The organism is Flavihumibacter sp. UBA7668 (assembly GCF_002483205.1).
Lineage (GTDB): Bacteria > Bacteroidota > Bacteroidia > Chitinophagales > Chitinophagaceae > Flavihumibacter.
Map to the genome: position 1 here is coordinate 268,891 of NZ_DLHM01000001.1, position 15,687 is coordinate 284,577.

At 43.3% G+C, this 15,687-nt stretch carries 12 protein-coding genes; 3 read left to right on the top strand and 9 right to left on the bottom strand.

All coding sequences use genetic code 11. The annotated features are described in order from the left end of the window. Positions 1-4: 4 nt before the first annotated feature. Both B2746_RS01185 and B2746_RS01190 read right to left on the bottom strand, forming a co-directional pair. On the bottom strand, positions 5-841 hold the full coding sequence (locus B2746_RS01185; protein WP_290790012.1) for an alpha/beta hydrolase: 837 nt from the start codon (positions 839-841) through the stop codon (positions 5-7). A gap of 14 nt (positions 842-855) precedes the next feature. Further along, positions 856-3,321 carry a glycoside hydrolase family 95 protein gene (locus B2746_RS01190; RefSeq protein ID WP_290790014.1) on the bottom strand — a complete coding sequence of 822 codons (2,466 nt, stop codon included), beginning with the start codon at positions 3,319-3,321 and terminating at the stop codon, positions 856-858. Between the two features lie 130 nt (positions 3,322-3,451). Between B2746_RS01190 and B2746_RS01195 the strand changes: the two genes are divergently transcribed. Then, a complete protein-coding gene (locus tag B2746_RS01195) occupies positions 3,452-5,032 on the top strand; it encodes a glycoside hydrolase 43 family protein (RefSeq protein WP_290790016.1) in 1,581 nt (526 codons plus the stop codon). Positions 5,033-5,098: 66 nt separating this feature from the next. Here B2746_RS01195 and B2746_RS01200 read toward each other — a convergent pair whose 3' ends face one another. Together B2746_RS01200 and B2746_RS01205 are read right to left on the bottom strand one after the other, a co-directional pair. Continuing rightward, complete coding sequence (locus tag B2746_RS01200) at positions 5,099-5,347, bottom strand: hypothetical protein (RefSeq protein WP_290790019.1); 249 nt, start codon at positions 5,345-5,347, stop codon at positions 5,099-5,101. Between the two features lie 38 nt (positions 5,348-5,385). After that, the gene (locus B2746_RS01205) at positions 5,386-6,336 is read right to left on the bottom strand and encodes a sulfatase-like hydrolase/transferase (RefSeq protein ID WP_290790021.1); all 951 of its coding nucleotides are present in this window, start codon (positions 6,334-6,336) and stop codon (positions 5,386-5,388) included. A gap of 35 nt (positions 6,337-6,371) precedes the next feature. Here B2746_RS01205 and B2746_RS01210 point away from each other — a divergent pair, with 35 nt between their 5' ends. Then, positions 6,372-6,908: a DinB family protein gene (locus B2746_RS01210; RefSeq protein ID WP_290790024.1), complete on the top strand. Its 537-nt coding sequence runs from the start codon at positions 6,372-6,374 to the stop codon at positions 6,906-6,908. Between the two features lie 14 nt (positions 6,909-6,922). Here B2746_RS01210 and B2746_RS01215 read toward each other — a convergent pair whose 3' ends face one another. Continuing rightward, positions 6,923-9,268 (bottom strand): glycoside hydrolase family 3 N-terminal domain-containing protein, encoded by a 2,346-nt coding sequence (locus tag B2746_RS01215; protein WP_290790027.1) that lies wholly within the window; start codon positions 9,266-9,268, stop codon positions 6,923-6,925. Between the two features lie 99 nt (positions 9,269-9,367). Here B2746_RS01215 and B2746_RS01220 point away from each other — a divergent pair, with 99 nt between their 5' ends. Next, positions 9,368-9,907: a DinB family protein gene (locus B2746_RS01220; RefSeq protein WP_290790030.1), complete on the top strand. Its 540-nt coding sequence runs from the start codon at positions 9,368-9,370 to the stop codon at positions 9,905-9,907. Between the two features lie 20 nt (positions 9,908-9,927). Here B2746_RS01220 and B2746_RS01225 read toward each other — a convergent pair whose 3' ends face one another. From B2746_RS01225 to B2746_RS01240, 4 genes are read right to left on the bottom strand one after another with little or no spacing between them, the layout of a single operon-like run. After that, on the bottom strand, positions 9,928-10,959 hold the full coding sequence (locus B2746_RS01225; RefSeq protein ID WP_290790033.1) for a nucleoside hydrolase: 1,032 nt from the start codon (positions 10,957-10,959) through the stop codon (positions 9,928-9,930). 6 nt (positions 10,960-10,965) lie between these two features. After that, positions 10,966-12,618, bottom strand: a complete 1,653-nt coding sequence (locus B2746_RS01230; RefSeq protein ID WP_290790036.1) for a DUF4832 domain-containing protein — start codon at positions 12,616-12,618, stop codon at positions 10,966-10,968. Further along, positions 12,615-14,246 (bottom strand): DUF4832 domain-containing protein, encoded by a 1,632-nt coding sequence (locus tag B2746_RS01235; RefSeq protein WP_290790039.1) that lies wholly within the window; start codon positions 14,244-14,246, stop codon positions 12,615-12,617. Before B2746_RS01235 ends, B2746_RS01230 begins: the two co-directional genes overlap by 4 nt. A gap of 19 nt (positions 14,247-14,265) precedes the next feature. Next, positions 14,266-15,681: a RagB/SusD family nutrient uptake outer membrane protein gene (locus B2746_RS01240; RefSeq protein WP_290790043.1), complete on the bottom strand. Its 1,416-nt coding sequence runs from the start codon at positions 15,679-15,681 to the stop codon at positions 14,266-14,268. Positions 15,682-15,687 lie beyond the last annotated feature (6 nt).

Sequence of the window (15,687 nt, forward strand, 5' to 3'; positions counted from 1 at the left end):
CGGTTTACTTTTTAAACAATAATTGTGCAAACATATACAATCCGTTTTTCCAATGCACAAAGTTGTGATCTCCCGGTTCAATAAAATAATAGTGAGGTATTTTATTGGTCAAAAGAAAATCATGGGTTCTTTTGCTGAAAGCAAGCAAGCGGTCTTGTGTTCCACAGGAAATAAATAATAAGCGGATACTTGTTTTAGCCAGGGCCGTATCCGGCACCAATTGTTCCGGCAATTTGGTATTGGGCGCTGCAGAGAATGCACCGATCCATGAAAACTTATCCAAATTTCCCAATCCAAAATTGAGGGATTGTCCGCCTCCCATCGACAAACCTGCAATAGCACGATCATCCTTCTTGCCGGAAACCGAATAGTTTTTTTCAATAAATGGAATCAGATCCTGGAGCAAATCCAGCTCAAATCGTGCAAATGCTTCCACTTTTTCCGGTGCCATACTATTTCCAATTGCCCGGTCATCTTTCATTGCCCTGCCATTAGGCATTACTACCAGCATTGGCTCCACCAAATTTTCTGCGGCCAGATTATCCAGCATAATGTCAGGCCTGCCTCCTTTATACCATTCCATCTCATCACCACCAATTCCATGTAACAAATACAGAACGGGGTAGGTTTTGCTTTTCGAATAACCCGGTGGTGTATAAACAAGTGCTTTCCGATCTGTACCCACCGTTTTTGAAGCATACAGAATGGTATCAATTTTACCATGCGGAATTTCATTCCGAAACCTGTCAAATACAACATTTACCGGCTGAATTGGCTGCTGTGCATTCATACTAAAACTAAAAAATACAGACAGGAAGCATATTGCAAGAATTGGTTTCATTGATTATACTAATTTTAATCAGCAAAAAATATATAGCTCTTTCCCTTGTTCGTAACCAGATCATATTCAAAAACAGCTCGTCTGGATTGTTTTTTTACAACGGCTTTTTCAGAAATAACCGGATCGGGTATTTTCTCCGTTTGGAAAAATGGATTGGGATTTGGCAGTTCAGCAGTTATCAGATGCAGACCTGTACCGGAAGTTTTCAGTTTCTGATAGGAGCGAATCCGCAAATTTCCCCCTAACCCGGATTTAATAACAAGCTTGTAAAGGCGACCCTCTTTCCATTCCAGCTCCTCCACTTCAAACCCACCTCTTGCTTTCAGTCCGCCTACCCTACCTTCCTTCCAATCATCCGGTAATGCCGGCAACAGATGAATCGCGCCATCAGCCGATTGCATCAGCATTTCGGTAATACCTGATGTACAACCGAAGTTTCCATCAATCTGAAAAGGGGGATGTGCATCAAACAAATTAGTATAGGTACCTCCCCCTCCTCCATTTGAACCAACAGGCGACAATTGTTCTTTGATCAGTTGAAAAGCACGGTTTCCGTCCTGTAATCTTGCCCACCAGTTTATTTTCCAACCCATGCTCCATCCGGTTGAAACATCCCCTCTATGCTCTAAACTTATTCGGGCGGCATCAAATAGAGCAGGTGTCCGATAGGGAGATACCTGATTCGAAGGAAATAATCCGTATAAATGAGAAATATGCCGGTGATGATCATTCGGATCATCCAGATCATCGAGCCATTCCTGCAGTTGGCCGTATTGTCCAATATGCATCGGAGCAAGGCGATCCCTGAATTGCTGAAGCGTATCAACAAATTCTGCATCGAGTTTGAGCCATTCCGCCGCTCTTATGGTGGAACTGAACAAATCAAAAGCGATCTGATTATCCATGGTAGTACCAGCATCAAGACTTGATCCACCATGTGCAGCAGGAGCATTTTCCGGTGAGGTACCAGGATTGACAACCCAATAGTTAGTACCAGGATAATGTACCAAAAAATCAAGATAAAATTTTGACGCTTCTTTCAAAACGGGATAAGATCCTGCCAGAAATTTGGTATCGCCGGAATACAGGAAATGTTCCCATAAATGCAAACTGGCCCAGGCCCCACCTGCTATCCACATACCCCAAAATGCACCATCAACCGGCCCTGTAATTCTCCAGATATCTGTATTATGATGTGCTACCCAACCTCTTGCTCCATACATTATCCGCGCCGTTTCCCTGCCCGTTTCCGACAATTCTGTTACCATTTTCAGAAAGGGTTCATGCAGCTCAGATAAATTGGTTTTTTCAGCGGGCCAGTAATTCATTTCTGCATTGATATTGATCGTGTACTTACTATCCCATGGAGGATACAAGTTGTTATTCCAGATGCCCTGCAAATTGGCCGGCTGTCCGCCTGGCTGTGAAGAAGAAATCAGCAGGTACCTTCCAAACTGATAATACAGGGTAATAAGGTGTGGATCATGCCGGTTCCGAAATTTTTTAATCCGCTCATCAATGGGCTCCTCTATTGCTGAACTGGTACCCAGCTCCAGTTTAACACGATCAAAATAGGAACGATACCTTTCAAGATGTTTCTCCTTGAGTCTTTTATAAGTTTGCCGGGATGCCTTATTTAAATGACTCAAAGCCCGTTCTCTTTCATTTCCCCCAAGGTTATTATAGGAAATGAAATTCGAAGCAATTGAAATGAATAAAAGCGCTTCATCCGCTTTATCAACAACTATTGATGTGTCGGTGGCTGTTCTTGTTCCTCCCTTAGTTTCAATACGTGCCATCGCCTGAAATCGCAGCTTACCCGGAACACCTTCATGATCAATGGTTGTACCTGAAAGCATTAAATTCTTCAACCCGTCTGATTCCTTCTTATTTCGAGGCTGAACAGTACTAAAATTTGCTGAAAAACTGATATTACCCGGCTTATCGGCAGTTAATCGAATAACAATTACCCGCTCGATAAAGGATGCAAAGATTTCTCTTCTATATTGAATTCCATTAACAGTGTAACTTGTTGCCTGAATGGCATTTTCAATGTCCAGTTCTCTGTAATAGTTGGTATAAGCTGAATGAGCTGCCATTTTAAGATGCAGAGTTCCAACCGGTGAAAATGCCTGTCCATGTGATTTTTTGGTGATGACACTCCGATTCACCAATTCCTCTGCCTCTTTTTGTTTACCCGCGAAAATTAATCGCCTGATCTCAGGTAAGGCAGCCAGTGCATCCGGATTATCATTTCTATTCGGGCTACCCGTCCAGACACTGTGTTCATTTAGTTGTATTTCTTCATCCGGTACATTTCCATAAACCATAGCTCCAAGAAATCCATTGCCGATCGGAAGCGCATTTTCCCAGGTATTGCCGGCAGAACTGCGGTACCAGAGTTTTAAACCCTGGTTCGTTTGAGCAATACCGTGGAGAATGCTCAATAAGCAGGTCAATACAAGCAATCCGTTTTTCATTTATAATATAGCAGTAGGAAATATTCTATTTTAAATTTATGTATAAAATTTCAATCGGTTGCAATTTTAAATGACTTTTTTACACTTATTTTGAATCAGCCATTTATTCAATCAAAAATTGCCATACACCATGTTTTGTAACCTTGCTTTCAAAATACATGCATTCCTGCTGGCATTTTGGTTTGTCAGTTCCGTTGCTGCTGCGCAAACAATTAAAGCAAAAACCAGCGCAACCAATCCCATTATTTTTGCTGATGTACCCGATCCTTCCATGATCCGTGTTGGAAAGAATTATTACATGAGCAGCACAACCATGCATATGAGTCCGGGAATTCCAATAATGAAATCAACCGATCTGGTGAACTGGAAAATAATCAACTATGCGTATGATACACTTGCCGATACGGATGAGTTGACATTGCGAAATGACAAAAGCACCTATGGGCGCGGATCCTGGGCCAGCAGCCTTCAATTCCACAAGGGAGTTTATTATGTTACCACCTTCTCGCAGACAACCGGAAAAACACATATTTTTTCCACCACTGATATAGAAAAAGGCAAGTGGAAATCGATTTCCTTCCAACCTTCCCTGCACGATCATTCTCTTTATTTTGACGAGGATAGCAAAACATATATGCTCTATGGAAATGGGAAATTGGTGCTGGTTGAATTGGAAACTGATCTGAGCGGAATAAAAAAAGACGGTATCCATCAGGTGGTGATTGAAAATGCCAGTGCGCCCGCCGGAAATGCTATCGGGCTTGGTGCTGAAGGTTCTCAACTCTATAAAATCAATGGAACCTATTATCTGTTTAATATCACCTGGCCAAAAGGGGGAATGCGAACCGTGGTAATTCATCGCGCAAAAAAACTTAGTGGCCCCTGGGAAGGCAGGATTGGTTTACAAGATTTAGGTGTTGCACAGGGTGGATTGATTGATTTGCCTGATGGAAGATGGTTTGCTTATCTTTTTCGCGATTATGGTGCTGTTGGCAGAATCCCTTATTGGGTTCCGGTTGAATGGAAAGACGGGTGGCCGGTATTGGGAAAGGAAGGCAAAGTTCCAATGGAACTGGCTCTTCCGGCCAACCAATCTATTCAACCCGGCATTGTGGCTTCTGATGAATTCGCCCGAAAGAAAAAGGATCGGGACCTGCCACTTATCTGGCAATGGAATCATAATCCGGATAATAGTTTATGGTCAGTGCGGCAACGACCTGGCTACCTCCGCCTGAGGACTGGCAGGATTGATACCAGTTATCTATTGGCTGGAAATACACTCACCCAACGAACATTCGGACCTGTTTCATCAGCCAGTACTCTGCTGGATGTTTCCTCAATGAAAGAAGGAGATTTTGCCGGATTATCCCTCTTACAGAAAAACTATGGATTGGTTGGCGTACAAGTTAATGCCAGATCAAAATCAATTGTGATGATCAATGCCAGCACAGGTAATCCAATGGAAGAAGCCACCATTCCGCTCAACCAAAACCTGGTATATTTAAAAACAGACTGTGATTTCAGAGAGCAAACAGATACCGCTCATTTCTATTTTAGTCTGGATGGAAAAAACTGGCAGCCGATTGGCGGGACTCTTAAAATGAGTTATACCATCCCACATTTTATGGGCTATCGCTTTGGTCTGTTTAACTATACCACCAAAGAAACCGGAGGTTATGCAGATTTTGATTATTTCCGGGTTAAACAGTAAGCAGTCGGAAGCGTTTAAATAGCTACATTATCACTTAAAGTTTTAATGAATGGCTAATAGATCATTCTACTGTTGACTAGCGGTTTGAATCCATTGTTCGTACTGGGACTTTAGTGCAGCTGCGATTTCCGGAAATTTGCCCGATAAATTAATTTTCTCTGCAGAATCGGTTTTTAAATTAATGAGCATAAAGCCATCAGCATCCAAATCCTTCGGTCCGCCACTCTGCCAGTAAAATTGTTCAAGAGGTGAGTTTGCTTTAGCAGAATTAATAAGCAGAATTAAATCTTTTCCATCTATTATTCTGTCAGGCATTTGTTGTCCGCATAATTTGGCCAGTGTGGGATACCAGTCTACCAGCTGATAATTGCAGGCACTTTAATTCCGCCTTCAAATAAACAGAATTTTGATCCGCGTAATCCAATGGCAGTACCACCACCACCAAAGGTTCTGATCTCCTGCGAATACCCATGATCGGATTGAAAAATAACAATGGTATTTTCAGTTTGTCCATTCGCTTTTAAGCTGTCCAGCAACCGTCCCACCCGCTCATCCATTGCCGAAACAAATGCTGCATATTCTTTGCGCGGAGATGGCAATGCTGCATAATAATCCAGCCATTTTTTATCTCCCTGCAACGGATAATGAGGCGTATTCAATGCGAAATAAATAAAGAAGGGATTTGCTTTATTCTCTTTCATAAATCCGGCTGCTTCTTCCACCATTAAATCAGGAAAGTACCTGCCAGCTTCACAAATCTCCTTTCCATTTCTCCAGAGATCATGCCGGTTCGGTCCATCCCAGTAGAAAAAATGAGAATAATTATCAATACATCCACCCATAAAACCGAAGGAATGATCAAAGCCCTGTTTATTCGGCATGGTTTCCGGACTATACACCACATGCCATTTTCCGATATGCGCTGTTTTATATCCACCGGCTTTGAATAACTCGGCCATGGTAAACTGATTACCCGACATACCCGCCACGCCTTCTTTGGAAGAGGCATTATCTGACAATCCGGCTCGTTGAGGGACCCTTCCCGTAAGCAATGCGGCTCTTGATGGAGAGCATACAGGTGCTGCAGCATAAAATTGGGTAAACCGGATACCGCTTGCTGGCAATCCGTCTAAGTTTGGCGTAAACAGATCTTTAGAGCCATAACAATTCAGATCAGTAGCACCCTGGTCATCGGAATAGATAAGGATAACACTGGGCCGGACAGATTGAGCCAGAACTGTACAGTTGATAAAATGCAAGGAGATAGCAATAGTTGGAAGCAGCAGGAATCGTGATATTTGCATGGCAGCCTTATTTAAACCGTTCTGCTACCAAACATATGCAAAGATTCATTACCTATCTCCTGCTGATAAGTATATCCGTTTTTCTGCGTTTTACTGCTGCTGCCCAGCAAACGGATTCACTTTTTCTAAAAGCTGCTATTGAACGATTGGAACACTCAAAAAACTATACCCTGGCGGTTGCTCAATCAATGCCGGATAAAAAATATTCCTATCGTCCATCTCCTGAAGAAATGAGTTTTGCCGAACAACTGATCCATATATCAGGAAACCTTGCCTGGTTAAGTACTTCTTATTTGTCCGGTGCAGTAAATCCAATTTCGGAAATGGACAAAAAAGCAATTTCCAAAAAAGAAGTAATGGATGTGGTGACCAAAACATACGACTATGCCCTGCAGGTGTTACGACAATTTAAAAGCACCCAACTCGCTGATACGGTTTCCTTCTTTGCCGGACCATTAAATAAATTACAGATCATAAACCTGTTGAATGATCATCAATCGCATCATCGGGGACAACTACTGGTTTATTTACGACTCAACGGAATAAAACCACCTGCGTATACCGGATGGTAGCAGGGTTATCCAATTTACTGAACAGTTATTTTACCGTTTAAACGAATATCACCCGAAGATGCACCAATCTGTATTGTAAAAACGCCCGGCTCCACAACTGGCTTCAGGTCTCTTCCAATTATTTCCAGATCAGTTGCACTAACAGTAAACAATATCCGCTTTTCTTCTCCGGCAGTTAGATGCACGCGTTGAAACTGTTTCAATTGTTTGATGGGTTGCACCACTGAAGCCAGGTCATCGCGCAAATAAAGCTGCACTACTTCTTCGCCTGTTTTATTGCTGGTATTTTTTAGTGAGAAACTGATTTCAAACTTCTGTTTATCATTCTGCTTTAGAGTTAAATTGCTGTATTGAAAACTGCTGTAACTCAAACCATATCCGAAGGTGTACAGCGGAGCAGCCGGCAGTTCCACATAATCATGACCTCGGGGATTCTTCTTGTTATAATACACGGGAATTTGCCCAACGGAACGCGGAACTGATATGGGCAGTTTTCCAGATGGATTAACATCGCCATTTAAAATTGCGGCCAATGCATTCCCTCCTTCCTGTCCGGGATACCAGGCACAAAGCAGGGCATCAGCGTTTTCTGCAGCCCAATTCATATTGAGCGGCCTGCCCTGAATATACACTACAATCAGCGGTGTACCGGTTGCTTTGATGGCTTTCAATAATGCTTCCTGTTTGCCCAGCAATTGAAGTGTTGCACGGTCAAACCCTTCACCACTTTCCATATCCTGTACCGATTTCATATCCGTTACCGCTGCACCTGTTTCTTTATAGGTTGTTTTGAAATCCCGCGCACTTGAACCACCTACTACTACAATTGCTACTTCTGCATTTTTAGCTGCGTTAACAGCAGCTTCGATATCGATATCATTTGTATCACGGATCGCTACCCCTTTTACATAGTCAACTTTCGCCTGAGGGAATGTATTTTTTATTCCTGTGAATGGTGTTATAATATTCGTTGAATCCTGAGGTGCGGTATAATCGCCGAGTTGATTATAGGGCGTATGTGCATTTGGGCCAATTACTGCAATGCGTTTGATTGTGTTGGAGAGGGGAAGAATATTGTTTTTATTCTCTAATAACACGATGGATTGCTGTGCCAGTTCTCTGGCTATTTTTATATGCGCTGTAGTTCTTACCTGTTCTTTTGCGATTGCCGGATTAACATAGGGATTTTCAAACAGGCCCATTTCAAATTTTAGTTGCAGGATTCTTGTAACCGCTGCATCCAATTGCTGACGGGTGATTTTTCCTTCCTGCAGGGATTGTTTCAAAGCAGCAAATCCACTTGCGCCCAAATCCATATCCACACCGGCTTTCAGCGCCAGCTCACCGGATTCTTTGCGATCTTTTGCTACACGATGGCTGCCACTGAGTCCGTCAATACTGAATAAATCAGACACCACGAAACCGCGAAATTTCCATTGCGATTTCAGGAGATCATTGTAGAGGTATTCGTTACTCGTGCAGGGAATACCATCGATTGAGTTGTAGGCCGTCATAATGGAAAGCGCGCCTGCTTCCACTGCTTTTTTGAAAGGAGGCAGGAAGTTTTCCTGTAATTCGCGTTCTCCGATTATGCTGGTATTTCCATTATGTCCGCCTTCCGGAATGCCGTAGGCGATAAAATGCTTGAGGGTGGTGATGACGCTGGTGGGTTGGGATAAATTTCCCGCCCCACCTCCTTTTACAGCTGCCACACCAATGCCGGCAGTTAAGACCGGGTCTTCACCAAAACTTTCTTCCACCCTCGACCATCTGGGATCGCGTGATAAATCCATAACGGGACCATAACTGATATGTCCGCCTTGCAACCGGATTTCTTTTGCCATTATTGCTGCAGCTTTTTCCACGAGTTCGGGGTTCCAGGTGGAAGCCATTCCGATTCCTGTGGGGAAAACGGTTGTTCCGATGGCCATATGTCCGTGGGGTGATTCCTCCGCCAGAAAAATTGGAATTCCGAGTCGGGTGTTTTCCATCACATATTTTTGCAATGCATTGCCTGCTTTGGCTGCGAGTTCGGGATTAAGTCCGGTTTCAAGTGTTTTTTTGGTCCAGGGATCAGCGCGATAAACGCCCCAGAAAGCGCCCACATACTGACTGTCGATCAATTTTTTAAACGCCTGTGAATAGTTGATAGTGGTGCCGTTTTTTACCCACATTTCCCAGCCCATGGGACAAAGCAGTTGACCAACTTTCTCCTCCACAGTCATGCGTTTCAGGAGATCGGCGGTTCGTTGTTTTATGGGAAGTGTAGGGTTCTTATAAGGAAGTACTTGTTGGGCAATCAGGCTGCTTTCGGCAGCGAAAACCAATATCAGCAGGGAGAAAATTACAGATCGATTCATAGTTCAGCTATTGGCTCAAAAATAGCCAATTGGTAGGGGCGTATGGTTCCTCTCAATTATCTTATTTATATTTAAAATGAAGTAAACCTTCCTTTTACTATGACAGCAGCTGTTTTTCTAGGTGATTTTGCGAAATTCAATCATTGGGCAAATACCAGTATGGTAAACTGGTTGCAGGAACTGGATCCAGTTCTTGCAGAACAACCATTTAATGCAGGCTTTGGCAGTATTGCCGTCACGTTGGAGCATATTGCCGACGCACAGCTCAACTGGTTACAAACCCTTTCTGGTAATATCCCGAATGTGGAAAGGGAAATTTCAACAGACAGCTCACTTCAGCGGAACTGCATCCGTCTGCTGCGCGGGAGTCAATTGCTGGTAGAATATGTAGCAGGAATTACGGAGCAGGAATTGTACACAACAATTGGTTCGGATGATCATCTGGATACCCGCTTTAATTTTCTGGTGCATGTGATCAATCACAGTACGTACCACCGGGGGCAAATCGTTTTACTCACCCGTTTACTTGGACAAACCCTGGAGATCTCCCCCACTGATTTCGATGCGTATAACTGGGTTGTCAGGGAGGCGTCAGACAGGTGTTGGAGAGGTGTCAGACAGGTGTTAGAACGCTCTTAGACATGTGTCTGATACCTGTCTCACTGGTGTCTGACGTCTTTCCACCTTCTGGTTGTTTTTTGAATCATGGAATCCAGCACGAGCTGCTGGTTGTTTTTTAGCTTCAGATACCGGTGCAAGCCTCCCGGTTTTTCTTCAAATCTGGTATTACCAACAGAATCAACTGTTATTTTTCCGGCAGGTGATACATCAAAATAGCCCAACTCCGGCTCCACTCCCTGTAATACCGAAGTCAGGTCCCAGGTTGGCCGGTCATACGGCATTGGCTGATACACTTTGTATGATATCACCAACGGATTTGAATCACCCTCCCTGAAATCAGATAGAATGCTGGCAGCCGGATAGAGCAGTTTTGTTCCAACCTCAAACCCACTCGCAATTATGGGTACCGGACAATCAGCAAAGACCCTTTGCGCTGCTGTCAGATCCTGCACAATATTCCATTCAGGAAAATCATAGTCCTTGTTATACAGTCCGCCCATGATCGAAACCAGTTTCACTTTTTGCTTAACCAGTTCAACACCACTTAAAGTACTGAACTCATCCGGCTTCGATGAGATTAACCTACTCAGATTTGTTTCAGGTCCCACTACTATCAACACTACCGAACTATCCGCCTGACCCGCCAACAACTTCCGCATAAGAAGATAGCCCTCAGGAATGGAGTCATCCAATTTACGTTTCGGCTCCAATACCGGCTTTCCATTTATCAATGTATCCAACGTAACCGGAACATATTTATGTGGTTCCGGATTTACCCCATTGTAAGCAAAACCCAATGGAATATCCCCTCTCGAATTCAACGATGCATATCCATCCACATAATCCACCACCCGAGGAAAAGATTTGCTGATCGCTATGCCCAGTAAATCAATCTTTTTCTCCACCTCATACTGAAATAAAATCTGCAAGGCAAGCACATCATCTATATCATTCCCGATATCCGTATCAAAAATGACCGGAATCGGTTTGGTTTCAGGAGCTGTAGAACTGGCACAATGGAATCCACTTACAGAAACTGCCAACAGCAAAATAAAACTGGTAAAACGCATGGTAATCTATTTTTGAACATTCAAATACCTCAAGCTGGTATCTGCCTGGATATCATTATAAGTTTCCCACGGCACTGCAAACTGCTCCAACTCTTTTTCCACTCCAATATAACCCAGTACCGTATATCCGCCTGTATAATAGGATAAATTTGCAAATCGCAGCGAAGGCTCCAAACCGGAAGGATCCACAATACTGAGTGCCAGAATATATTTACCTGTTGGAACTTTATCAACCATCCAATCAGTTTTCACTTCAATAACCGGCGCCGGTTTACGGTAAACGCCCGAAGTAGAATCCCAATCCTCTCCCGGCATCCAGCTTCGTATGTCGATATCCTTCAGTTCCCTGCTCCATACCGGCTTCCTGGTCTGCGGATCAAGCAGCGATACCTGTACCGGCCAATTATAATAAAATGGAGAGGATCCCTTGTTGATTAGTTGAAAAGAAAGTTCCGCATTGTTACCATTTTTAATTTGGGTTGGAAAACTGGCTTTCATAAGCACGAACCGGTATCCCATTGCCTGCTGCAATGAATCTGCTACCCGCAGAAATGCCGTATCCTTAAAATTCGCCCAGGTAATTCCCCCCAAATGATTGGCGTGCAGATTCCGAATCTGATGCATGGTAAGCGTAAAATATTCCCGATCTTTTACCACCTGTTCAAATGATTTAAATTTCTGCAGGCTTCCCCAATTCCATGTTATTTCACCACCAATGGGTTGCGTTTTCCAACGATCTTTCAGTTTCATCATTTCCTGATATCCTCTTACTTCTTCTTCCCGCTGCGACCAGGAATCCCAATAAATTCCAAATTCATAGTCGTTGAATTCGTAGGCATACCGAACCATTACTTTTTTATTTTTAAACGCTGCCTTAAATGCATCGCCCAATACTTTTTCCAATCCGGGTGCCCAGGTTCTGTTAACCACATGCTCCGGTTCATCGTGAGGTGGCCAGTAGGTTGATAAATCCGGATCATGATGTTCACCCCATTCCCCCACAATCCCCATTTCAACATAGGCCACTCTAGGATCATTATCCCAGGCCTCCCCCAATTTCTTAACCAATTGCTGAACCCTTGCCGGAAAATCAGGGTGAAAATACCCACCAGTAATAGGTGTGTTTTTATCTGCCGGATCCACCATTGCACCAACCGAACCGGGAATTTGTTTGTATGGTCCCGTTTGTTCAGGAATCCCTTTCGGCCAGTGGGATCCTGTCAAATCATCCGGGTTATCCGGATTCTTTTTCCTGCCACCATGCCAGGGCTCCACCCAAACCAGAAATACCCGCGGAATCACTTTCATGTTCATCTCCTCTACACCTTTCCAACGATGATTACTATAGGCAATAATTTTTTCAACCCCATCTGATGGATCATCCTCCAGCATATTCCACTGCATGTACTCCTTAATCATGGAACCATACGGATAGGGATATTCTTCCCGGATTTTATCAACCCCCGGCTGAAAAAACTCCCGAAAGCCTTTCATCGGATTTCGAAACGCTGCGGGATATTCCTGCAATTGTACAGTAACCAACCCTTTCTCCACCAATACATCCTTTCCTGAAGTATCCACTGTTTTGCAGGATGACAAACTGAAAACAACAGCCAGCAGTAAGCAATAGCCGAAATATTGATTTCGTACAGCTATCATTGTTTACTGTATTTTAAGGTTCGGTCAGTGAGCATATCCTTGAAATCTGTTTCCGGGATTTCATAATTGGAAAGTTCTTTACCTATTCCAATATATCCCATCGGATGACGCCCACCAGTGAAATAATTCAGCATGGCAAACCGAAGGGAGGGCTGCATACCTGCAGGATCCAAAACGGCAATTGACAGTACATATTCATCTTCTGTTAAATCAATATCCAGGGTTAATGATTCTTCAATACTGTATTCCGGAGGCGGAACCTGATAAGCATTGGCCGACTTGTCCCAATTTTCTCCCGGCATCCATTGAGATATTTTAACACTGTTGAGCGTCTTACCCCACACTTTCTTTTTGGTTCGCTTGTTCAATAAAGCAATCTCAACCGGCCAGTCATAATAAAATGGAGAAGAGCCATTATTGGTTACTTTAAAGGAAACAGAAAATGGCTGTCCCTTTTGAATGCTGGAAGGATAATTAAATTCAGAAATAACATAATTGTACCCCATCGATTTTTGCAATAATTCAGCATGTGGACGGAATTCACGGCTGTTAAAATCAGCCCAGGTAATACCACCCAAATGATTGTTGTGCAGGTTTCTGATTTGCTCAATTACTTCAGCACGTGTTGCATCATCCTGAACCACTTCTTCAAAAGAATCAAATTTTGATAAGCCACCCCAGTTCCAGGTTATTTCACCGCCAATCGGTTGTGTTTTCCAACGATCACCCAATTTTTTCATTTCATTGTATCCTCTATCCTGTTCTTCCGGCTGCGACCAGGAATCCCAATAAATACCAAACTCATACTCCTTGAAATCATAGGCATATCGGACCATCACTTTTTTATTCTTAAATGCACTGGTAAACGCATCGCCCAATGTTTTTTCCAAACCAGGGATCCAGGTACGATTCGCTACATGTTCCGGCTCATCATGCGGCGTCCAATAGGTAGAAATATTTGGATCATGGTGTTCACCCCACTCACCTATTATACCCATCTCAACATAGGCCACCCTTGGATCATTATCCCATGCTTCTCCAGCTTTTGCCACCAATGCTTTTACACGATCCTGAAAACTGGGATCAAAGTATCCACCCGTAATGGGCTGGGAGTGATCAGCCGGACGAACCTGTCCGGGTATATCAGATGGCCAGTGCCAGCCATTCAGGTCATCCGGATGAGACGTATAGGTATTCTTTGCAACACCACCATGCCAGGGCTCCATCCAAACAATATAAATACGTGGAATCACTTTCATATTAATATCCTCCACCCCTTCCCATCTATGATTCGAATAGGCAATGATTTTTTCCACACCATCCCCCGCATTATCTTCCAACATATTCCACTGCATATATTCCTTAATCATGGATCCATACGGATAGGGATATTCGCTTCGTTTTGGATCTACTCCTGCGCCAATAAACTCACGGAATCCCTTCATCGGATTACGAATGGCGCCGGTGAATTCAACCGGCCTTACTTTAACCATTCCATTTTCCACCGTCAAATTAGGCTCAATTGTACCTGGTGGAAATTTTTCCGGTCCCAATTTACTGCAGGCAAACAGAACAACTGAAAGTCCCAATGCAGCAAACCCTGTTTTCATTCGGAAAGACATATTCATACTACAATTATTTATTCGGTTAATAACCTGGATTATTTTCTGAAATAGCGTCGTTGGCATCCATTGCACTCTGTGGAATTGGATAGAGGTTATGGTAATCCTGAATTGTTATTCCTACCCGATCAGCCAGGTGTGATTTCAATTTTCCAAATCGGATCAGATCAAACCGACGAAGATGCTCAAAACAAAGTTCATGCAGGCGCTCTTGTAAGACCCTGTCTGCAAAAGCCTGCTGTGATAGATTTTCGCTGGCCAGAATATCATTCACACCTGCCCTTCTTCTCACCTGATTGATTGCTTCATATTTAGCATTTCCCTGATCACCCGTTGCATTCAGTGCTTCGGCTTTCATCAACAATACATCTGCATATCGCATCAGAATAAAATTCAGGTTGTCATCTTCAATTACATTTCCATGTTCAGAATCCCAGAATTTATTATTCGTTGCGGGCGATTGCGTAACACCCATATATTCAGGAAGAAAAAATGCCTGTTTTCTTTTATCACCTGCCTCATAGCTGTTATATACATAATTGGTTGGACCAAAGCCACCCCAGCCTCCAAAATTTGTGGGACCACCAACTCCACGCGGTCCCCAGTAACTATGCTGAATACTTCCTTCCAATCCCCATGAACCAGAATGACGGAATTGAACTTCGAAGATGTTCTCAAATTCAGCATTCTTATTTTTCGGATGGAAGATGTCTTTCAGATTCGCGTACAGTTGAAATTTGCCATCCAGTTTATTCAGGTATTCCAATGCCTGGTCTGGTTTATTCCATTGCAGATAGATCCGACCTAAAAATGCCTGTGCGGCATACTTTGTAGCACGACCTTTATCTGCTGCATTTGGCCAGGTGGTCGGCAAAACCTCTTCCGCATCTTTCATATCCTGAGTAATCACTTCATACACCTGATCAGCAGTTGCCCGAGGTTTCATGATTTCATCATCAATAGATGATTTTATCCACAGAGGAACACCACCATACATTTTCACCAAATCAAAATAATAGAGTCCGCGAAGAAATTTAGCCTGCGCAATCATTAGTTCACGGGTGGCTGCATTCACTACACCTTCCGGCATATCAATAACAGCATTGCTTCGCTTTACACCTTCATAACATACCCGGTAATGATCCTGAAAAAAAGGATGCTGGGCATTAAATGTATACATCTTCAATTCGGAATAAGCAGCCCAACCCAAATCATAGGGTTCTACTTCATCTGTTCCGAATTCACTCAGTGTAATGGTATTTTTTCCTACAAATACCCGCTGCATGGCAGCATAGGCTGCGTTGAGGGTCTTTTGCCATTCTTCCGGTGTAGTATAGGCGTTCTCGGGAGTTTGAATGCTTCGTGGATTTTCAGTTAGAAATTTCTGACAACCTGTCAACACTAAAATTGACAAACAAAGAAGAAGATTTATTTTTTTCATGGCTCA